The following is an 18,321-nucleotide window of genomic DNA, read 5'->3' on the forward strand; positions in this document are numbered from 1 at the left end:
ATGGCTCGCGAGGGTACCTCCACTGCAGTTAGGGGCCGCAGAGAGCAGGGCAAGCGGTGGCGCGAACCATTGCCGGTCGCGACTGTTGCTGCTCTGACGCCGCCGGTCGTATGGCTGCTGTCCCTGGGGCTGTCCTATGCCATCGAGGACTTCGTGTGTACTGCCGCCGCGAGTGCAGGTGCTCCGGCCCCGACGGAAACTGTGCGGGTTCTGATCATCGTCCTCAACATAGTGCTTTTGCTGGTGACCGTTGCAGCTGGTCTGGCGGGCTTCGTTGCCGCCAGACGCGTCCCTGCATCCAATGGTTCAGGCGCAGCCACGTTCCTTGGCTATACCGGTGCGCTGCTCGCAATCATGTTTGCATTCGGCATCATTCTCATCGGGATCAATCCACTGGTCTTGGAGGTTTGCGCAGCATGAAACCGTCATTCGCCGTCGTAGCCCTATTTCTCGCCGTCGTGGTGGCAGGCTGTGCCGAACCGCCGCAACAGCCGCGGCAGATCGTAGGCGGGGATCCCGAACGGGGGCAAGAAGCGGTCCAGCTCTACGGCTGCACCTCCTGCCACGCAATCCCGGGAGTCGCCAGCGTCGACAACGATGACATAGCCCCGAATCTTGACGGTTTCGACCGCCGTCATTACATCGCCGGTCAGATTCCCAACCGACCTGAGGAGTTGGTGCAATGGTTACGCGCCCCAGATCAGATAGCGCCCGGAACCGTCATGCCGAATCTGGGCGTGACCGAACAGGACGCCAGGGACATGGCAGCGTTCCTGTACGACCAGTGAGGAGGCGCCGGGCGCGTTTCGCCTTCGGAGCGGTGACAACCGTCGTCGCCCTCACAGCGCTGCTCTTCGGGGCCTTCATTGCTCCGCCGGACGTAGTGCAGGGCAACGCGCAGCGGCTGATGTACCTCCATGTTCCTGCGGCCTGGACGGCTTATCTGGGCTTTTTGATCGTTTTGCTCGCCAGCTTGGGCGTGCTGTTCACCCGGTTTCGGCGGTCAAGCGATGTTGCGCGGGCCGCGGCTGAGGTGGGACTGGCATTGACCGCGCTGACGCTGGCGACCGGCAGCCTGTGGGGCGGCTTGACCTGGGGAACTTGGTGGGCCTGGGACGCGCGCGTCCTGAGCACGGTGGCCATGGGGTTGGTGTACACGATCTATCTGGCGGCCCGGTCGCTTGCCGATGAGGAACGCGGGGCGCCCGGCGTGGCCGTGCTCGGTGTCATCGGCTTCGCCATAGTCCCGGTCGTGCATTTTTCCGTCCTGTGGTGGCGCACGCTTCACCAGCCGCCCACCATCCTCGCGCCGCAACTGAATCCACCGATGGACGCCACCATGCTGTTCACTCTGGGCGCCGCCGTTCTGGCGTTCACGATGCTCGCCCTGATGGCCATCGCGCTGAGAACCCGGGGGCTGGCTGAAGGGTCAGTTGACGTGAACCAGCACAGCGCGCTGCACCGGGGCTCGACGAGCGAGCGTGCTCTTCAGTGATGCTTTCTACAGACACGGCCGCAGCATGACCGGGAAGCGCTTCGTATGGACGCGCGGCCGCAAAATCAGCGCAGTGATCCTGGTGGTTGCGACCAGTGCCCTGACCATGGTTGCCAGCCTTGCGGGCGGCGATGGCATGGTCTACTACCGGACACCGACCGAGATCGTGCACAACGACGTCGTAGCGAGCGAATCGGTGCGTGTCGGAGGATTGGTGCTTGCGGGATCGATCGAGCAATCAGACGCCGAATCCACCCTTCTTCTCAGCGACGGCGCAACGCAGATCACCGTGGTGTACCAGGGCAGGTTTCCGGCAATCGTGCAGGAAGGCCAAGGCGCCGTGATCGAAGGAACGTGGCGATCCGACGGCGTCCTGTTGGGTGAGGAGTTGCTGCTGCGGCACTCGAATGAATACCGGGCCCCGGCTGAGGGAACACTGTGAGCGTTATTGGAACCGGGCTGCTGGTGTTGAGCTTCGCGGCTGCCCTCGTTGCCATGCTGTTGTGGGCGGCAGCCGCGCGAAAGAGGTTTCAGGCAACGCGCGTGAGTGCAGGTGCCCGCGGGGCCTCCTATCTGTCGCTCGTCTTCATCCTCGGGGCCGTTGCGCTGATGGAATTTGCCCTCCTCCAGGGCGGAACCGGGCTGAACTATCCTGCCACCGTCACCGAACCGGGGCTGCCCACCTATTACAGGTTCACCTCGCTCTGGTCTGCCATGGAAGGGTCGTTGATGCTGTGGCTGCTGACCCTCGCAGCAGTAATGGTACTTTTCATAGCCCGCCGGACACGGTCCGGTTCTCAGGATGATCCGATTGCGAGCGGGGTGCTGTGCGGGCTGGTAGCTGCTTTCGGGCTGGTTGTTCTGATCGCCCACCCCTTCGCCGCAACAGGGGAGCTCAACGGCAGCCCGAGTCCACTACTGCAGGACCACCCGGCCATGGGTATCCACCCACCGCTGCTCTACTTGGGATTCGCTGGACTGGCCGTACCGTTTGCGCTCTCCTTCGCGGCGCCGCGCGACCGTTCCTCGAGCGTACTGTGGGCGCGGAGCGTGTACGCCTGGACCGTCGGATCCTGGATTCCACTAACTGCCGGGATTCTGCTTGGCGCATGGTGGTCTTACGCCGTCCTTGGGTGGGGCGGGTACTGGGCTTGGGACCCAGTAGAGAACGCGTCCCTGATGCCGTGGCTGCTGGCCACGGCTCTCCTGCACTCCATCGGTCCACGTACGCGAGCAGCGGGATGGTACCTGTGGTCCATCGTGCTCGCAGGGGCAGCGTTCTCTTTCGTGCTGCTCGCCACTTTTCTTACGAGGTCCGGCGTCGTTCAAAGCATCCATGCCTTCAGCACTTCGCCACTGGGCCCCGCACTGCTCCTCATCCTGGCGCTGGCAGCAGGCGCCTGGATCATCAACGCGGCAAGGGCCGGCAGGGTTCTCCGGCGCAGTATGTCGGATGCCCCACTGGTCAGCCGCCAGACCGCCGTGCTGGTGAACCGTATCCTGCTCGTACTGATCACCGGAATCATCCTGCTGGGTTCGGTGGTTCCCACCGCCATGCTCGCGGTGACCGGAGAGCGGGTTTCCGTCGGTCCGCCCTGGTATGCACGCACCATCGCGCCGCTGGCGCTGCTGCTGTTGCTGTCCATGGCGCTTGCCCCGCTCCTGCGCTGGCGTCAGCTCGGCCGGGCCGAGCTGGTGCAGGCGCTGAAGCTGCCCGCCATCTGCTCTGCCGCGGTGGTCGCAATCACTGCCTTCACAACAAGTGACCTCTGGCTCTCAATAGCATCCGGGATTGCGGGATTCGTCATCGCCGACCTGGTGAGACGCTGCTCCACCCCAGCGAAGCGCAGCCTACGGTCGATCGGAGCCCTCCTCGCCCATTTTGGATTCGCAGTAGGAGCAGTTGCGGTGGTTGCCGGGGGTCAGGCCACCACCACGGAGCAGACCGTCCTTATCGGCGAGTCCCTTCAAACGCAGGGCACCAGCGCCACCCTCATCACGGTTGAACGCTTCGACGACGGGCGCCGAAGCATTGCCGAAGCCAGCGTTCTACTGGGGGATGGCGAGAAACCGCTGGGGATAGTCGAACCCCAATTGCGCTGGTATGAACAGCAGGGAACGGTTCTGGCCGGACCGGCAATCAGATCCGAACCTTTCCGGGACGTCTATGTCACCCTGCTCAACGTTGATCCTTCCGAAGGGAGCGCACATCTGCGGCTGACGGTGAACCCCCTCATCTCCTGGCTTTGGGTTTCGGGGCTGCTGGTGGTGACCGGCTCCGCCGTGGCTGCGCTGCCGGGCAGTCGCAGGAGGCAGAACAGTCCGCCACCAGAAGTCTCCTTGAAGCCGCACGCTTCCAAGGGAGCGGGATCATGAGCCGCAGCAGAATTGTCACCCTGATCCCTCTGTTGCTGATTTCCCTGTGCACCTCCTGCACAACCGGCGTCCCGGAACAGGATCCATATCCGGCGCCTTCACTGGCCGGCCCTGACCTGACCGGGCGGCAGTGGAACGTTGAGGAGCATCGAGGTGCGGTAGTGCTCGTGTCGGTCTGGGCTTCGTGGTGCGGCCCCTGCCGGGATGAAGTGCCGGTGCTCTCAGCCGTCGATGAGCAGTATGACCCCGACGAACTCCTCGTACTCGGCTTGATCTTTCGCGACAACCCCGACGCCGCCCACCAGTTCATCGAGGAGGAACGGCCCAGCTTCCCCAGCGTCGTCGACGCTGATGGCACAATCGCGGTTGACTGGGGAGTGTCAGCGCTGCCGCAATCTTTCGTCATTGACCGGAACGGCACCGTTGTAGCCCGCCACTTCGGTGCGGTGACGCAGGAGTGGATTGACGACGTCGTTATTCCGGAGGTAGCGCGATGACACGCCCGTGGTATCGCCTGGCCCTTGGCTGCGTAGGGCTGCTCGCCCTTGCCGGCCTTGTCTTCGCGGGTTTCACCGCCCCCGAACGATCCCTGGAGGAGCGCACCCGGGAAGTCGCCCAAACCCTCAAATGCCTGACCTGCATCGGCGAGGACGTAGCCGATTCGACGGCTCCGGTTGCTGCGGCGATGCGCATGAGTATCTCGGAGCAGATTGAGCTGGGTAAGTCGCCACAGGAGATCCGCCAGTGGTTCGCGGACCGGTACGGGCCTGGCGTGCTGCTTGAACCACCGATGGCAGGCACGGGGCTGTTGATGTGGCTGCTTCCAGCGTCGCTGATCGGATGTGCGGCATGGTGCCTTTTCCGGCAGGCTAGAAATCGGTCAGGATGGATTCCTCTTGCCGCCGTGCTGGCCATTGCCGCAGCGGTACTGGCGTGGCGAATTCCCCAGGGAGGAAGCGTTCTCCAGGCTGGGTCAGCGGAGCCAACTGACAACACTGAATCTTTGCTGTCCCAGGCTGTTGCCGATGCGCCGGGAGACATAAGCCTTCATCTCGCTTACGGACGCGAACTCCAGAGGCAGGATAGGCATAGTGAAGCCGCAGTGCAGTACGCCACGGCAGCGCGGCTTGATCCATACAATGTGGAAATCATCTATCTGGAGGCCTCGGCGCTCGTGCGTGCGGGGGCTCCCGAGTCCGCTGTGCCGCACCTCGAGAGGAACCTGCAACAAAAGCCGGACCATTCGCCGTCGCTGCTGCTGCTCGGGACGCTGCAGGCACGAAGCGGGAATCCGGGCGGGGCGGAACTGCTCGAACGCTTCCTTGTGTTGAATGACGGTCATCCGTCCGCGGATGATGTCCGGAAACTGATCGAAACCGTCCGGGAGGTGAACCCATGAGGCAGTTGCTCAACGTAATCGGCGCGCTTCTGTGCTGCGCGGTGCTTGCAGGTTGCGCCGCAACGTCCGGCACCGGCGGTGAACTCCAGGAGCCAAGCAGTGAGCTGAGCGTCGGTTTGACTGAGTGGTCGATCGAAACCGGTCCGGTGCAGGCCGTTGAAGGGACCGTCGTGATCACTGTGACCAACGCCGGGGCAACCAGGCATGACCTTATCGTGATCGGCGAGGGAGGTAAATGGGCTACGCCCGTTCTTCCTCCCGGTGGTGAGCACCAACTTTCAGTCTCCGCGCGTGCCGGTGAAGAGCTGAAGCTCATCTGCACGCTCACCGGGCACCACGACCAAGGAATGAGCACGACGATCCCGGTCAGGGAGTCCGTTCAGACCAGCCGAAACAACAGTTGAGGTGAGCGAGCAGATCCGCGTCCGCGTCGTCAGCTTTCCCCGCCCTGCCCGTCCTCCTCGTTGGCCGGCCGGTCATCATCCGCGGCCTCAGTTGCAGCACCCGACGGCGTTGCCCCACCCTCGCCGGTCCAGTCGCCCTGGTTGCTGGCGTCGGCGGCGGGATCGGACTGTACATCCGGATCAACCGGCGGAGCACCCGGCAGGTCCTCGTTGATCTCCTGCGGCTCGTCCGACGTGCTTTCGCTCATGATCGCTCCTCGCGTATGCAATAGGTGACATCTGATTCCTATGCCCCGGCGGCGGTCCCCGTCAAGACCGCCGCCGGGGCAGGGTGGCAGGTCAGAGGCCGAGGTCTTCCAGCACCGGAAGCTTGCCGCGCACGGCACTCCGGGCATCTTCAGCGGTGCGCGCGGAGAGCGCAAGCTGCGCCAGTTCCTGCGCCTGCTCCAGCGTCACAGTTTTGAGCACGGCCGCCACCGCGGCCAGGGACCGAGCGGTCATGGACAGCGTGGTGACGCCCAGACCCACCAGTACGACGGCGAGGGCAGGATCCGCTGCCGCCTCACCGCAGACTCCCACCGGTTTCGCGTTGCCTTCAGTGGCAGCGCCTTCCGCTGAGAGGCGGATCAGCCGCAGCACGGCCGGCTGCCAGGGTGTGTTGAGCGCGGCAAGGGGGCCCAACTGGCGATCCGCCGCCATGGCGTACTGCGTGAGGTCGTTGGTTCCGAGGCTCGCGAAGGACACTTCGCGGAGGATGGCATCCGCGGTCAGCGCGGCAGACGGCACTTCCACCATCACGCCGGGCGTCTTCAAACCTGCGTCGGCACACATGGAAGCGAACTTCGCCGCCTCGTCCGCCGTCGAAATCATGGGTGCCATGACCCACACATCCGCTTCCGACCGGTCAGCAGCGCGCGCGATCGACTCAAGCTGGCGCTGCAGCACCCCTGGCGAGGTGAGGTCCGTGCGGTAGCCGCGGACGCCGAGCGCCGGGTTGGGCTCCGTTGCGTCAGTGAGGAAGGGGAGCGGCTTGTCCGCTCCGGCATCCAGCGTACGGAGGACCACCTTCTTGCCGGGAAAAGCGTCGAAGACGCCCTGATAGGCTGCGGTCTGCTCGTCGACCGTCGGCTCGCTGTCCCGCTCGAGGAAACAGAACTCGGTCCGGAACAGGCCGACTCCTTCGGCGCCGAGCGCCGCGGCCGCCACCGCGTCCTTCGCACCTCCCACATTGGCGAGGAGGGGCACCAGGTGGCCGTCCGCCGTCGTGCCCTGGCCGTCGAAGTCAGCCAGCAGCGAAGCTGTTTCCTCCCACGCGGCAGCAGCGGTGCGTTCCGCATCCCCGGGCTCAACGATCAGCGCGCCGGCCGCGCCGTCGACGTAGACTTCCGCGCCGTCGGGCAGGTCGTCGACACCGGGCGCTGCCACTACGGCAGGCAGTCCGAGGGAGCGGGCGATGATCGCGGTGTGCGACTGGGGGCCGCCGCCCGAGGTGACGAGGGCGAGGACGGTGGCGGGATCCAGCGTGGCGGTGTCGGCCGGCGCAAGGTCCTCGGCGACGAGGACAAACGGTGTGGCGGAGGCGGGGATGCCGGGCGCTGCCTGGCCGCGGAGCTCGGCGACGATGCGGGCACGGACATCGAGGACGTCCGTTGCGCGTTCGGCCATGTACCCGCCGAGGTTGTGCAGCATTTCGGAGACCGAGGCGGCGGACTCCCAGACGGCCCGCTGGTTGGAGACTCCCTTGGCGATCAGCTTTCCGGCGCCTTTGAGCAGCATCGTGTCCCTGGCCATCAGCGCCGTTGCTTCGAGGACCGCCTTGCCGTCACCTGACGCGCGCTCGGCACGCGCCTTGAGTTCGTCGTGGACCGCCGTCGCTGCCAATTTCAGCTCCGCCGTTGCCTCCTCGGCGCTGACACCGTCGGGCAGCGGTTCCCCGGCCGGAGGTTCGCTGACGGGTTTGGGCATCTGGCGGACCGGTCCGATCACTCGACCCGGGCTGACGCCTACTCCTTGAAAGTTCTGCACTGGAGGTCCTCGTTTTCCTTGTGACGCAGTTCATATAGCGTTGCTATAGGTGCTAGGCTAGCGGCCATGAGTTTCGAAGGCCAGCCACCGGCGAAGATGAGACTGCTGCGTGCAGCCGCAGAACTGCTGGCCAACTCTGCTGGAGCTCCCGTCTCCACCCGCCAGATCACTCAGTTGGCGGGGGTAAGCGCGCCCACCTTGTATCACCACTTCGGTGACAAGGAGGGCCTGTTCGATGCGGTGGTTTCAGCTGGTTTCGAGGAGTATGTGGCGGGCGAGAGAGATTTCGCCCCGTCCGGGCAGCCGCTGGTGGACATCCGGCGGATGTGGGACAACCACGTGCAATTCGGGCTCAACCAGCCGGAGCTCTATTTGGTGATGTTCGGCAATATCCGCCCGGAAAGCCGCCCGGCCATCGTTGCAGATGCCGAGGCGCTCATGGAGGAGATGCTGAATAAGGCCGCTGCTGCCGGCCAGTTGAGCGTTCAGCCGCGGGAGGCGGCCAGGAGCATCCTGGCGGCCAACGTGGGAGTAACGCTCATGCTGATCGCAGAAGCTGTCGTTGACCGGAACCTCGATCTGTCCACCATGACCCGGGACGCCATGATCTTCGCGGTGGCCTCGGATCAGGCGGAGCAGAACGGGAACGAAACCTCCGGAAAGTCGTCGGTCGTGGTGGCTGCGATTGCGTTGAATGCAGCACTGCAGTCGTCGCACTCCGATCAGCTGTCCAGTTCCGAACTCAAGCTCTTCCTTGAGTGGCTCCACCGGATCTCAACCAGTTCCACCACATAGTGCTCCACATCTATCGGACCATCCTGCGCTGACGCGGGACTCACGGTTAGGAAATCACATGGCAACAGAGACAGCTGCGAAGCCCAAGGGCAGCATGCGCGTCGGCGTCCAGAAGTTCGGGACGTTCCTGTCCGGCATGATCATGCCCAATATCGGTGCGTTCATTGCCTGGGGGCTCATTACCGCGCTCTTCATTGAAGCGGGCTGGCTTCCGGTTGCGGAGCTGGGCGGCTTCGGTACTGATGCGGAGGGCAACCCGAATATCGGCCTGGTCGGGCCTATGATCACCTACCTGTTGCCGCTCCTGATCGCCTACACCGGCGGCCGGATGGTCTATGACGTCCGTGGCGGCGTCGTGGGTGCAATCGGCACTATGGGCGTGATTGTCGGCGCAGGCATCCCCATGTTCATCGGCGCCATGATCATGGGCCCGCTGGGCGGCTGGACCATGAAGAAGATCGACAGAATCTGGGACGGCAAGATCAAGCCCGGCTTCGAAATGCTGGTCAACAACTTCTCCGCCGGCATCTGGGGTGCAGCGCTCGCGCTGATCGGCTTCTACGGCATCTCCCCGATGGTCGAGGCGTTCAGCACGGCCGCCGGCAACGTGGTCCAGTTCCTGGTGAACAACGGACTCCTGCCGCTGACCAGCATCTTCATCGAGCCTGCCAAGGTTTTGTTCCTCAACAATGCCATCAACCACGGCGTGCTCACCCCGTTGGGTGTCCAGCAGTCGCTGGAGGATGGCAAGTCCATCCTGTTCCTCCTCGAAGCAAACCCCGGCCCGGGCCTCGGCATCCTGCTGGCGTACATGTTCTTCGGCCGCGGCATTGCCAAGGCATCCGCTCCCGGAGCTGCAATCATCCACTTCCTCGGAGGCATCCACGAGATCTACTTCCCGTACGTCCTGATGCGCCCGCTGCTGATCCTGGCCGCCATTGCCGGCGGTATGACCGGAATCGCGACGCTCGCCGTCACCAATTCCGGCCTGGTTGCTCCTGCCGCTCCCGGCTCGATCATCGCTGTACTCGCCCAGACCGCCCGAGACAGCTACTTCGGTGTGATTCTCTCGGTGATCCTTGCGACCGCTGTGTCTTTCCTGGTTGCCTCGGTGATCCTGAAGACTTCAAAGCAGAAGGACGACGACGGCGATGAGGGCGGTCTTGCGGCCGCCATCTCGCGGATGGAATCCATGAAGGGCAAGAAGAGCTCGGTCGCCTCCAACCTGACCGGTGGCGGAAACGTTGCCGTGATGGCCGGACCGATCCAGAACATCGTCTTCGCCTGCGACGCCGGAATGGGCTCAAGCGCCATGGGCGCATCGGTGCTGAGGAACAAGATCAAGGCGGCCGGCTACCCGGACGTCAAGGTCACCAATGCCTCGATTGCCAATCTGCGTGACGACTACGACGTCGTGGTGACGCACCAGGACCTGACGGAACGGGCCAAGCCCGCTACCTCCAGTGCCGTGCACGTTTCCGTGGACAACTTCATGAACAGTCCGCGGTATGAGGAAATCGTTGATCTGGTCAAGGAAAGCCGCAGCGACCGGGTGGATGCGGATGATGCGGCGGGTAGCGGTGCCGGCTCGGATGCTGATGCCGGATCGTTCGGCGGCGCGCACGCCGCCGGAGCGCATGCGGGCGGAAACGCGGCGGAAGAGGCAGTCGGCGGCACGTCCTCCGACTCCCGTGGAGCCGGCGCACACGCTGCCGGAGCGTCGGCGCACGGTGAGGAAGCGACGTCGGACATCCTGGTTGCCGAGAGCGTTGTGCTCAGCGGTTCCTCGACCTCCCGCGACGCAGCCATTGACGAGGCAGGGCAGCTGCTGCTGGCCCGCGACGCAGTGGATGAGGGCTACCTCCGCGCCATGCACGAACGTGAGGAATCCGTGTCCACTTACATGGGCAGCTTCCTGGCGATCCCGCACGGCACCAACGCGGCCAAGGGCCACATCCGCAAGTCCGCGGTGTCCTTTATCCGCTACCCGGAGGGAATCGACTGGAACGGCAAGGAGGTCAAGTTCGTGGTCGGTGTGGCCGGGGTGAACAACGAGCACCTGCACATCCTGTCCTCCATCGCGAAGGTCTTCACGGATAAGGCGCAGGTGGCCCAGCTGGAGGCAGCGACCTCGGCTGAGGAGATCCTCGAAATCTTCCGGAAGGTCAACGCATAGTGAAGGCAGTCCACTTCGGAGCAGGGAACATCGGGCGCGGCTTTGTTGGGCTGCTCCTCCACCAGGCCGGCTATGAGGTGGTGTTCGCGGATGTCGCGGACGCGCTCATCAGCGAGCTGGCGGGCGCGGACAGTTACCGCGTCCACGAGGTGGGTGAGCAGCCGGCGGTGCACACGGTTGACAACTTCCGGGCGGTGAACTCCAACACGGAGGAGAGCCGGCTGGTCGAAGAGATCGCGTCTGCGGACATTGTGACCACGGCGGTGGGGCCGCACGTCTTGAAGTTCGTGGCTCCGGTGATCGCGAAGGGCATAGCCGCACGTGCCGGCGGCTCCGCCCCGTTGCAGGTCATGGCCTGTGAGAACGCGATCAATGCGACCGACATCCTTCGTGAGTTCGTTGCGGCGTCCTGGGATGAGGCCGGCGGAAACCTGGCGGACAGCGCGGTCTTCGCCAACACTGCGGTGGACCGCATTGTCCCAAACCAGGAGCCCGGCCAGGGCCTCGACGTGACGGTGGAGACCTTCTACGAGTGGGTGATCGACCGGACGCCGTTCGGGAAAAACCCGCCGGTGATTCCGGGGGCGATGTTCGTGGACCGGCTCGGCCCATACATCGAGCGGAAGCTGTTCACCGTAAACACCGGTCACGCATCGGCGGCCTACTTCGGGTACCAGGCGGGACTGGAGAAGATCTCCGAGGCCATGGCTGACCCGTCAGTCGCCGCGGACGTTCGCGCCGTGCTCGGGGAAACCAAGCAGCTCCTCGTGAACAAGCACGGCTTCGATGAGGGGGAACAGGAAGCCTACGTGCAGAAGATCCTGGGCCGCTTCACCAACCCGCACCTTCCGGACACTGTGAACCGGGTGGGGCGCGCGCCCCTGCGTAAGCTCAGCCGGAATGAGCGGTTCATCGGTCCGGCCGCCGAACTCGCCGAGCGGGGCACCCGCCCCGAGGCGCTACTGAAGACGATCGCATCCGCGCTGCGGTTCGATGATGCCGCTGACACCGAAGCGGTTGAGCTACAGCAGCTCCTTCGGTCCTCAGAGGCAGCCGAAGTTACTCAACAGATCACCGGGCTCTCATCGGACCATCCGTTGTTCCCGGATGTGCTGAAGCTTGTGGGGGAGCGGCAGAGCGCGCTGGTTTGAGTCCTGAGCACAGCGAAACGGCGCCGCACCTCATCAGAGGTGCGGCGCCGTCGTCGTTCTTCTTGAGGGTGCGCTGACTCAGGCGCTCTCTTCACCCTTGGTATCGACTTCCTCAACCCAGCTCGGCGGCTCGTCTTTGCCCTGGTCCTCGTCCTTCTCGGCGTCATCCGGCGTGTTCTGCACGATGCCCTGCGCGTGGTGGGTAGGCGCGTAGATGGTGTACAGGCGGAGCGCTTCATCCCCGGTGTTCTCAACGTCGTGCCAGGTTCCGGCGGGTACCTGAATGCTCCAGCCGTCCCCGACATCCTGCTGGTAGGAGAGGTCGTCTTTCGACGGTCCCATCTTCACGCGGCCCTTTCCGGCATCGATACGCAGGAACTGGTCGGTGCCGTGATGCACTTCGAGGCCGATTGCACCGCCGGGCTCAATTGACATGAGGGTTACCTGCAGGTGCTTGCCCGTCCAGGCGACGCGGCGATAGGCGGCGTTTTCCGTTGTGGCGTCCTCAATGTTGAACGCGTTGGGGTTCGGTCCGTTGTCAGTGATGTCCATAAATCCATCCTTGACCATCTCGCCGAGGACCGCCAGAGCGTGGGCGGGCCACCCACTGCCTGGGAAGGGCGATCTCAGCCTCAGGTCCAGTAGAGAAGCCGGGCAGCAGGCAGGCGTCGCTGCAACTCCTCGGTGAACCAATCGCGCATTTCGGTCATGGTCTGCTTTGGGTACACGTACTTCACTCCGCCGAACTTGGAACGCTTCTGGCTCCGCGCACTTTCATCCATCTCGAGCCTGGTCCTGGGATACCACCCGAGCAGCACTTCCTTGCTCGCCGGAGTGAAGCGGTGTGTAATAATTTCGGCCGTCAGGTCGAGGTCACTGATGCCGTCGACTGCCTCGGAGACATCATTCAGCAGCGCGCCATACTGCTCCTTCCAACCGGGTACGGGCATGATGGGGGCGATCGTCAGACCCACCCGGTAGCCGGCCGTCGCGACCGCGCGCAGGGCGGCGAGCCGCGCAGGCATTCGTGCGGTTCCCCCTTCGAAACGGTTCGCGACCTCTGCAGCGTTGACCGAGAACCGGATCCGGGTGCGTCGTCCGTGATCCAGTGTCACCAAGTTGCCGACGTCGTCGAACTTTGTCGTGAAGCGCAGCGACACGTCGCTTCCGAGCTCGCCGGAGCCGACGCGGGAGATTGCGGTAGCGAGCGATCCGGTCACGCTCTCAATTCCGAGTGGATCGGTGTAGCAGGACATCTCGAACGTCGTGCCCTCGCCACCACGCTCGAGGGTGCCGCTGGTAACGGAGCCTCTGCCGGCGTGGGTGCGTATGCCGTTCAGTACGTCGTCGAGGTTGGCGTACACACGGGTGACCGGCGGACCCTGCAGGGAACCGGCGAGATAGCAGTACTGGCAGTGCGCAGGGCAACCCCTGGCAAGGTCAATCCGCCAATCGGCGCTCGGCGGAATCGGCTGGGGCTTGAGGGTGCTCGGAGGGGCGACAACCACCGCGAGAGTGTTTTTAGCGGATGCGTAGGTTTCGCGCTCGGTAGCGCCACGCAGGCCCGTGAGGGCGTTGCCGGGCAAGACCCGGATGTCATCCACTCCGGCAACCTCACACCGCCGGATTATCTCGGCGGTGTGAGGCAGATCGGCTGCGGCCTGCGTGATCAGCACGTGTTTGGGAACCCACAAACGCGTAGGAGGAACAGTGGTCAGATCCAGTTCCTGGTATGCCGTCGTCATCACTCTGTACAACAACGCGGAGGGCTGGTGTGTTCCGTCCTCTAGACAGACAGTGGGAGGTGTGGGTAGTCCGGTTCCCGCTGCTGGAACTGCAGTACGTCCGGGTTCAGGACCACGCCTTCGCGGATTTCGATCGCGCGGCTGATGGTCTCGTTCTGTGACCAGGCCGCTGGGCCGGTGATCACGGTTTCCAGGAAGGGCAGCAGGGCCTCGCTGATCTCCCAACTGGCGGAATTCCAGAGGTAGGAGGGGCTGTGATCCACCGCGTAGTAGTCAATGTGGTCGCCCACCGTGAACATCGGCTCGGCGAAGGTCGTGGGCTTCGCCCAACTGAAGCCCATACCCTCATCGCAGGAAACGTCGACGATCAGGCTGCCAGGCCGGAAAGCGTCCAGGTCCTCGGTGCGCAGGTAGGTCAACGGTGCGTTGGGGTCCTGCAGCGTGCAGTTGACCACGATGTCTCTTTCGGCGAGGAACGGCGCCAGCGGCACCCTCCCGCGTTCGGTGATGACCTCGCTGAGGAACGGTGCCTCATGATTGTGGTCGAACTGGGCAATCCGTACCGAATGAATGGGTGACCCCACGGCGGCCACTCCCCGGTTGGTCAGGACCTGGACGTCATGGATCCCGTGGGCATTGAGGGCGGTGACGGCCCCGCGTGCCGTCGCGCCGAAGCCGATGACGACGGCGCTCAGCCTCCGGCCGTAGTCCCCGGTGGCGCCGGTCAGCGCGAGGGAGTGCAGTACGGAGCAGTAGCCGGCCAGTTCGTTGTTCTTGTGGAACACGTGCAGGCCGAAGCCGCCGTCGCCGGCCCAGTGGTTCATGGCCTCGAAGGCGATCAGCGTGAGTTTCTTGTCGATAGCCAGCTGCGTGATGGCTCGATCCTGGACGCAGTGCGGCCACCCCCAGAGGATCTGCCCATCGCGGAGGTCGGTAAGGTCCTCGGGCTGTGGTTTGGGTAGGAGCACGACGTCGGCTGCCGCCAGCAGTTGCTCCCGTGGCGCGATGCGGCCGACGAGGGGTGCCAGATGGGAGTCCGAAACACCGAAGCGCTCCCCGTACCCTTCCTCCAGGATCATGTGCTGCCGGAGTTCGGGGGCAATGCGATTCAGATGCAGGGGGTGTATCGGCAGGCGCCGCTCATCAGGTTTTCGGGTGTTGGAAAGGACGCCGAGGGTGAGGCGATCGGTCTTGGATGCTGCTTGGCGGGGGGACTTATCGGCCATGATCGCTCCTGTAGCGGAACCGAAGGGGTTCCTGACTTTGAACGTTACAGGCAGGGGCCTAATGCAACTGCGGGAGCCCACCTGGCGCGATCAACCTCGCCGATGACGCGGACCCCGTTGACGCGAAGACGGTGCACACCTCTCTGCTCACCCTGGTGAACTCGAACTGGGCATGCGTCGGCACCACCGACGCGTGGACCGCCCTGACTCCGGCATGAGCCCGCCAGGCAAGGGAAACCTTTTTGCTAGCTTGCCTAACTGGTTCGAATCCGCTTACACTTTTTCTGGTTCAGAAGTGGGCCGCAGAGTTCATTCTCTGGTCCAGCAGCGGGCCACAGGATCGTCATCTTGTGGAGTCTTCTCATGGATCACAAACTGCGTGTTCTTGTCCGCCTCGATGTTGACCGCACGGCTGCGGTTCTCGCCGTCAACGGATGCCTCACGGAAACCAACTACTTCGCGTTGTTGCCCATCGCCCGGCGTGCTCATTCACTGATCCGCGGCTTGTCAGTCACCGTAGATCTCACCGGCGCCAGGCACATCGATGCCAATTCGATCGACCTGCTGGAACGAGCGCTCACCGCGGTGCCAGCTCACACGGCGCCTTCCGATGCATTCAGGGTGCAGATTCCAGCCGCCCTTCCTGAGTGCCCGGCACTGTTCTACAGTTCACAGGTAGAGGAGGTGGCAGCATGAGCCAGCCGCCGATCGGTGCCACCGTCGAAGGGCCCGGCATGCTCACAATCGACAGCGCTTCCCATTTCGGTGAATTCGATCTGAGAGGTTTCGACGAAGAAGAGCTCGCGTTCCTCTCCGCTGATCTTTGCGGGCTGGACACGGCCGACATCATCCGGTTGTGCGATGAAGCTTTCGTGGAACTTGATCAGCCCGTACCAGCCCGTGCCGCGAGGATGAATTATGAGGCGTTGAGTGAGGAACTGGATCGGCGTCAGGCGGAATGAGCAGCGATCCGACCACTTCGCGCACCATCGATCACCTTCAAGATGCCGTCCTTGACTCTACGGACGTGAGCCAGTTCCTGGACCAGCTCTGTCGGCATGCGGTGACCTCTCTTACCGACGGCGCACAGGTGCTCTGTGGAATCACACTGTTACGTAACCGGAAAGCGGCGACCGTGGCCAGCAGCAGTGAATACGCCCGCAACATGGACGAAATTCAGTACAGCTTCAACGACGGGCCCTGTATGAGCGCCGCACGTGAGCAGAGCATCGTGGAAGTCCGGGACGTACGCCTGGAACAACGCTGGCCCGAATACATGCACGCAATCAGCGGTCACGGGATGCGTTCCATCCTCGCCGTCTCCTTCGATCTTGCAGGTGAGGCTAACGCCGCACTGAATCTTTACTCGGACAAGGCGAACAAATTTACAGATGACGCAATAGGACGAGCGAAATCCTATGCCAGCGAAGCGTCCCGATCGCTACGCCTGGCGGTGCGGATCGCGCAACACAGTGAACATGCTGAAGACCTGATCACGGCGATGGAATCACGCACCGCCATCGACATCGCAATAGGAATCATCATGACCCAGAACCGCTGCACCCAGACAGAGGCTTTCGCGGTCCTCCGGAAAGCTTCCTCACACCGCAACGTCAAACTACGGGACCTCGCCGGTCAAATCGTCGCTGGCCACAACGCAAACTCGACACCGGCGACGCACTTCGAACACCACAACATTCCAACGCAGATATCCGGAGGCAGTTTCCCGCCCCTGAAATAGGCCGCACAGGCCGCCAGCCGCAGGGTTAAGCAGTCAGCCCTGAGTGGAACTGGTCACAGGGCGAAAGCCTTGTGGCCAGTTCTTCGTGAGGGAGTGAGGCCGGATGCTCACGAGTCGATCGTCGAGCAGACGCCGTCGTCGTTCTGGGGTTAGCTCTTGCCCAGCCGCTCAGCGAGACCCATCGCGTTGAACGGGGCGTGCACCTTCACATCATTGTCGAAATACACGTAAACGTCACGGCCGCGCTCGTCAGCAGAGGTGCGCCCTGACAGCCAGCCCTCACACAGCTCGGCCCACTCGTCCAGCTCCGCGTCCGTGTAGCCGCTGGTGTAGAGCTCGGTGCTGCCATGCAGCCTCACATAGACGACGTCGCCGGTCACCTCCCGGAATTGAGGCCACTTTTCGGCGGAGTCCGCCACCACCAGCCCGACGCCGTGACGTCGCAGAATCTCGTAGCATTCCTCGCTGCCGAAACTCTCGTGCCGAGGCTCGAGCACATGATGAATCGGCCGGTCCGCGTCGGTCGTGACCCAGTCGCGGTCCGTGAGCCGCTCATCGTGGCCGCGGGCGAGGGAGGCGGCCGCCGTCGTCGTTCTAGGGAGTTGGGAGAAGAAGGTATCCAGGAGTTCCGGATCGAAGCGGCGGGTGGCGGGCAACTGCCAGAGAACCGGTCCGAGTTTCTCACCGAGGGCAAGGACTCCGGAGGCAAAGAAGTTGGCCAGTGCCGTCTCGGCGTTTCGCAGTCCGAGCATGTGCGTGATGTAGCGCGGGCCCTTGACAGAGAACCGGAAACCGCCCGGCACGGTGTCGCGCCAGCGGACAAAGCTGTCGCGATGCTGAAGCGAGTAGAAGGTCCCGTTGATCTCGATGGTGCTGAGTTGGGACGAGGCATATTCAAGCTCGAGGCGCTGCGCAAGACCGGCCGGGTAGAAGGACTTGCGCCAGGGCGCATACCGCCAGCCGGAGATGCCGCAGCGGGCTCGGGCCTGTGAATCCGACATGGGGCGAACGCTACCCCGCGCGGCGCTTGCGGCACCAGTGGTGCGGACAGTTGGCAGAGGCAATTGTCCTTGTTGGGGCAGTTGCGGCGGGCGTAAGATGCAGTCCTCAGTTCACTGTTGGGGGCCGACGTGAAAGGAGTCGGAGACACCAGTTCCCTTACCTCCGCCGCGACCCGCGTCGCACCCACAAGAAGCTGAAGATCATGGATTCCGCCCTGCCAAGCGTTGCCCTGCGTACTACGTATTCGCCCCCGCACATCGCGCTCTTTGCCCTCAGCGCCACGGCAGCCTGGATTTTGTCCGTCACGATCGGCGCCCTGCTCGAGGTTGATTCCGGAGTCGCGAAGGTTGCTCTGGTTGCGCACACCATCTCCCTGGTCGCGGCGTTCGGTGCTGTCCTGCTGGTCGACTGGGTGGGTTTCCTTTGGCTGATCTCCCGGCGGAAACTGGTTGAAACCAGCCGGATAGAGTCCGCGGCCATGCCCATCATCTGGGGTGGGCTCGCCGGCCTGCTGGTCACCGGCGCCCTGATCAACCCGGCCATGGATAATCCACTGACCATCATCAAGGTCTCCGCGGTGCTGGTGCTGATGCTCAACGGGATCCTCCTCATCCCGTGCATGCGCCGGCTCAATTCCATGCCGGCAGGGACCCGGTTCGGTGACGTTCCCGGAGGGATGCGGGTACACCTGCTGATCTGCCTTGGTATTTCGCAAACGTGCTGGTGGACGGCGATGATCGTCGGGTTCATCAACAGCTCTGACCTCTTCTAGCGTTCCCGTTTATG

Annotated in this window: 21 protein-coding genes; 15 read left to right on the plus strand and 6 right to left on the minus strand. The window is 63.7% G+C overall.

The genetic code is table 11. From position 1 onward, the window contains the following. Genes JOD47_RS08940 through JOD47_RS08975 form a run of 8 tightly spaced genes read left to right on the plus strand, consistent with a single transcriptional unit; the run spans position 1 to position 5,674 of the window. Positions 1-420 carry a hypothetical protein gene (locus JOD47_RS08940; RefSeq protein ID WP_204533661.1) on the plus strand — a complete coding sequence of 140 codons (420 nt, stop codon included), beginning with the start codon at positions 1-3 and terminating at the stop codon, positions 418-420. Next, positions 417-788: a c-type cytochrome gene (locus tag JOD47_RS08945; RefSeq protein ID WP_204533662.1), complete on the plus strand. Its 372-nt coding sequence runs from the start codon at positions 417-419 to the stop codon at positions 786-788. Before JOD47_RS08940 ends, JOD47_RS08945 begins: the two co-directional genes overlap by 4 nt. Positions 789-820: 32 nt before the next feature. After that, positions 821-1,495: a cytochrome c biogenesis protein CcsA gene (gene ccsA, locus JOD47_RS08950; protein ID WP_204533663.1), complete on the plus strand. Its 675-nt coding sequence runs from the start codon at positions 821-823 to the stop codon at positions 1,493-1,495. Positions 1,496-1,520: 25 nt separating this feature from the next. Beyond that, on the plus strand, positions 1,521-1,937 hold the full coding sequence (locus tag JOD47_RS08955) for a cytochrome c maturation protein CcmE domain-containing protein (protein WP_204533664.1): 417 nt from the start codon (positions 1,521-1,523) through the stop codon (positions 1,935-1,937). Further along, positions 1,934-3,871, plus strand: a complete 1,938-nt coding sequence (gene ccsA / locus JOD47_RS08960) for a cytochrome c biogenesis protein CcsA (protein WP_204533665.1) — start codon at positions 1,934-1,936, stop codon at positions 3,869-3,871. The genes JOD47_RS08955 and ccsA (JOD47_RS08960) overlap by 4 nt, the downstream gene beginning before the upstream one ends. Continuing rightward, positions 3,868-4,368: a TlpA family protein disulfide reductase gene (locus tag JOD47_RS08965; protein ID WP_204533666.1), complete on the plus strand. Its 501-nt coding sequence runs from the start codon at positions 3,868-3,870 to the stop codon at positions 4,366-4,368. The genes ccsA (JOD47_RS08960) and JOD47_RS08965 overlap by 4 nt, the downstream gene beginning before the upstream one ends. Further along, the gene (locus JOD47_RS08970) at positions 4,365-5,270 is read left to right on the plus strand and encodes a cytochrome c-type biogenesis protein CcmH (RefSeq protein ID WP_204533667.1); all 906 of its coding nucleotides are present in this window, start codon (positions 4,365-4,367) and stop codon (positions 5,268-5,270) included. The genes JOD47_RS08965 and JOD47_RS08970 overlap by 4 nt, the downstream gene beginning before the upstream one ends. Beyond that, a complete protein-coding gene (locus JOD47_RS08975; protein WP_204533669.1) occupies positions 5,267-5,674 on the plus strand; it encodes a putative periplasmic lipoprotein in 408 nt (135 codons plus the stop codon). The genes JOD47_RS08970 and JOD47_RS08975 overlap by 4 nt, the downstream gene beginning before the upstream one ends. 29 nt (positions 5,675-5,703) lie before the next feature. On the opposite strand, the gene JOD47_RS08980 is transcribed toward JOD47_RS08975, so the two are convergent. Then, positions 5,704-5,922, minus strand: coding sequence for a hypothetical protein (locus JOD47_RS08980; protein WP_204533671.1), 219 nt, complete (start codon positions 5,920-5,922; stop codon positions 5,704-5,706). A 91-nt stretch (positions 5,923-6,013) separates the two neighbouring features. Next, the gene (ptsP, locus tag JOD47_RS08985) at positions 6,014-7,699 is read right to left on the minus strand and encodes a phosphoenolpyruvate--protein phosphotransferase (RefSeq protein WP_204533673.1); all 1,686 of its coding nucleotides are present in this window, start codon (positions 7,697-7,699) and stop codon (positions 6,014-6,016) included. A gap of 66 nt (positions 7,700-7,765) precedes the next feature. Between ptsP and JOD47_RS08990 the strand changes: the two genes are divergently transcribed. From JOD47_RS08990 to JOD47_RS09000, 3 genes are read left to right on the plus strand one after another with little or no spacing between them, the layout of a single operon-like run. Next, positions 7,766-8,494: a TetR/AcrR family transcriptional regulator gene (locus JOD47_RS08990; RefSeq protein WP_204533675.1), complete on the plus strand. Its 729-nt coding sequence runs from the start codon at positions 7,766-7,768 to the stop codon at positions 8,492-8,494. Positions 8,495-8,552: 58 nt separating this feature from the next. Beyond that, positions 8,553-10,670: a PTS mannitol transporter subunit IICBA gene (locus JOD47_RS08995; protein ID WP_204533677.1), complete on the plus strand. Its 2,118-nt coding sequence runs from the start codon at positions 8,553-8,555 to the stop codon at positions 10,668-10,670. After that, positions 10,670-11,821 carry a mannitol-1-phosphate 5-dehydrogenase gene (locus JOD47_RS09000; RefSeq protein ID WP_204533679.1) on the plus strand — a complete coding sequence of 384 codons (1,152 nt, stop codon included), beginning with the start codon at positions 10,670-10,672 and terminating at the stop codon, positions 11,819-11,821. The genes JOD47_RS08995 and JOD47_RS09000 overlap by 1 nt, the downstream gene beginning before the upstream one ends. A gap of 78 nt (positions 11,822-11,899) precedes the next feature. On the opposite strand, the gene JOD47_RS09005 is transcribed toward JOD47_RS09000, so the two are convergent. The 3 genes from JOD47_RS09005 to JOD47_RS09015 form a co-directional block, all read right to left on the minus strand. Further along, entirely contained in the window at positions 11,900-12,373 is a 474-nt protein-coding gene (locus JOD47_RS09005) for a cupin domain-containing protein (RefSeq protein ID WP_204533681.1), read from the minus strand. An 80-nt stretch (positions 12,374-12,453) separates the two neighbouring features. Continuing rightward, positions 12,454-13,566, minus strand: coding sequence for a spore photoproduct lyase family protein (locus JOD47_RS09010; RefSeq protein WP_204533683.1), 1,113 nt, complete (start codon positions 13,564-13,566; stop codon positions 12,454-12,456). 41 nt (positions 13,567-13,607) lie between these two features. Next, positions 13,608-14,792 (minus strand): N(5)-(carboxyethyl)ornithine synthase, encoded by a 1,185-nt coding sequence (locus tag JOD47_RS09015; protein ID WP_204533685.1) that lies wholly within the window; start codon positions 14,790-14,792, stop codon positions 13,608-13,610. A gap of 363 nt (positions 14,793-15,155) precedes the next feature. Between JOD47_RS09015 and JOD47_RS09020 the strand changes: the two genes are divergently transcribed. The 3 genes from JOD47_RS09020 to JOD47_RS09030 are packed head-to-tail and all read left to right on the plus strand — an operon-like array spanning position 15,156 to position 16,533. Continuing rightward, a complete protein-coding gene (locus JOD47_RS09020) occupies positions 15,156-15,488 on the plus strand; it encodes a hypothetical protein (protein ID WP_204533687.1) in 333 nt (110 codons plus the stop codon). After that, positions 15,485-15,754: a hypothetical protein gene (locus JOD47_RS09025; protein ID WP_204533689.1), complete on the plus strand. Its 270-nt coding sequence runs from the start codon at positions 15,485-15,487 to the stop codon at positions 15,752-15,754. The genes JOD47_RS09020 and JOD47_RS09025 overlap by 4 nt, the downstream gene beginning before the upstream one ends. After that, entirely contained in the window at positions 15,751-16,533 is a 783-nt protein-coding gene (locus JOD47_RS09030) for a GAF and ANTAR domain-containing protein (RefSeq protein WP_204533691.1), read from the plus strand. Before JOD47_RS09025 ends, JOD47_RS09030 begins: the two co-directional genes overlap by 4 nt. A 149-nt stretch (positions 16,534-16,682) precedes the next feature. Here the strand turns inward: JOD47_RS09030 and JOD47_RS09035 are convergent, their stop codons facing one another. After that, a complete protein-coding gene (locus JOD47_RS09035; protein WP_204533693.1) occupies positions 16,683-17,534 on the minus strand; it encodes a DUF72 domain-containing protein in 852 nt (283 codons plus the stop codon). Between the two features lie 203 nt (positions 17,535-17,737). On the opposite strand from JOD47_RS09035, the gene JOD47_RS09040 reads away from it, so the two are divergent. After that, the gene (locus JOD47_RS09040; protein WP_204533695.1) at positions 17,738-18,307 is read left to right on the plus strand and encodes a hypothetical protein; all 570 of its coding nucleotides are present in this window, start codon (positions 17,738-17,740) and stop codon (positions 18,305-18,307) included. Positions 18,308-18,321: the final 14 nt, after the last annotated feature.

Source organism: Arthrobacter tumbae (assembly GCF_016907495.1).
Classification (GTDB): domain Bacteria; phylum Actinomycetota; class Actinomycetes; order Actinomycetales; family Micrococcaceae; genus Arthrobacter_D; species Arthrobacter_D tumbae.

What these genes read in the sequence shown, in the direction of transcription:
- JOD47_RS09010 (WP_204533683.1), bottom strand. Translation starts at nt 13,566, where the DNA reads ATGACGACGGCATACCAGGAACTGGATCTGACCACTGTTCCTCCTACG.
- JOD47_RS09020 (WP_204533687.1), top strand. Translation starts at nt 15,156, where the DNA reads ATGGATCACAAACTGCGTGTTCTTGTCCGCCTCGATGTTGACCGCACG.
- JOD47_RS08955 (WP_204533664.1), top strand. Translation starts at nt 1,521, where the DNA reads ATGACCGGGAAGCGCTTCGTATGGACGCGCGGCCGCAAAATCAGCGCA.
- JOD47_RS09015 (WP_204533685.1), bottom strand. Translation starts at nt 14,792, where the DNA reads ATGGCCGATAAGTCCCCCCGCCAAGCAGCATCCAAGACCGATCGCCTC.
- JOD47_RS09025 (WP_204533689.1), top strand. Translation starts at nt 15,485, where the DNA reads ATGAGCCAGCCGCCGATCGGTGCCACCGTCGAAGGGCCCGGCATGCTC.
- JOD47_RS08970 (WP_204533667.1), top strand. Translation starts at nt 4,365, where the DNA reads ATGACACGCCCGTGGTATCGCCTGGCCCTTGGCTGCGTAGGGCTGCTC.
- JOD47_RS09030 (WP_204533691.1), top strand. Translation starts at nt 15,751, where the DNA reads ATGAGCAGCGATCCGACCACTTCGCGCACCATCGATCACCTTCAAGAT.
- JOD47_RS08975 (WP_204533669.1), top strand. Translation starts at nt 5,267, where the DNA reads ATGAGGCAGTTGCTCAACGTAATCGGCGCGCTTCTGTGCTGCGCGGTG.
- JOD47_RS08945 (WP_204533662.1), top strand. Translation starts at nt 417, where the DNA reads ATGAAACCGTCATTCGCCGTCGTAGCCCTATTTCTCGCCGTCGTGGTG.
- JOD47_RS08940 (WP_204533661.1), top strand. Translation starts at nt 1, where the DNA reads ATGGCTCGCGAGGGTACCTCCACTGCAGTTAGGGGCCGCAGAGAGCAG.
- JOD47_RS09035 (WP_204533693.1), bottom strand. Translation starts at nt 17,534, where the DNA reads ATGTCGGATTCACAGGCCCGAGCCCGCTGCGGCATCTCCGGCTGGCGG.
- JOD47_RS08965 (WP_204533666.1), top strand. Translation starts at nt 3,868, where the DNA reads ATGAGCCGCAGCAGAATTGTCACCCTGATCCCTCTGTTGCTGATTTCC.
- JOD47_RS08980 (WP_204533671.1), bottom strand. Translation starts at nt 5,922, where the DNA reads ATGAGCGAAAGCACGTCGGACGAGCCGCAGGAGATCAACGAGGACCTG.
- JOD47_RS08995 (WP_204533677.1), top strand. Translation starts at nt 8,553, where the DNA reads ATGGCAACAGAGACAGCTGCGAAGCCCAAGGGCAGCATGCGCGTCGGC.
- JOD47_RS08990 (WP_204533675.1), top strand. Translation starts at nt 7,766, where the DNA reads ATGAGTTTCGAAGGCCAGCCACCGGCGAAGATGAGACTGCTGCGTGCA.
- JOD47_RS09040 (WP_204533695.1), top strand. Translation starts at nt 17,738, where the DNA reads ATGGATTCCGCCCTGCCAAGCGTTGCCCTGCGTACTACGTATTCGCCC.
- JOD47_RS09005 (WP_204533681.1), bottom strand. Translation starts at nt 12,373, where the DNA reads ATGGACATCACTGACAACGGACCGAACCCCAACGCGTTCAACATTGAG.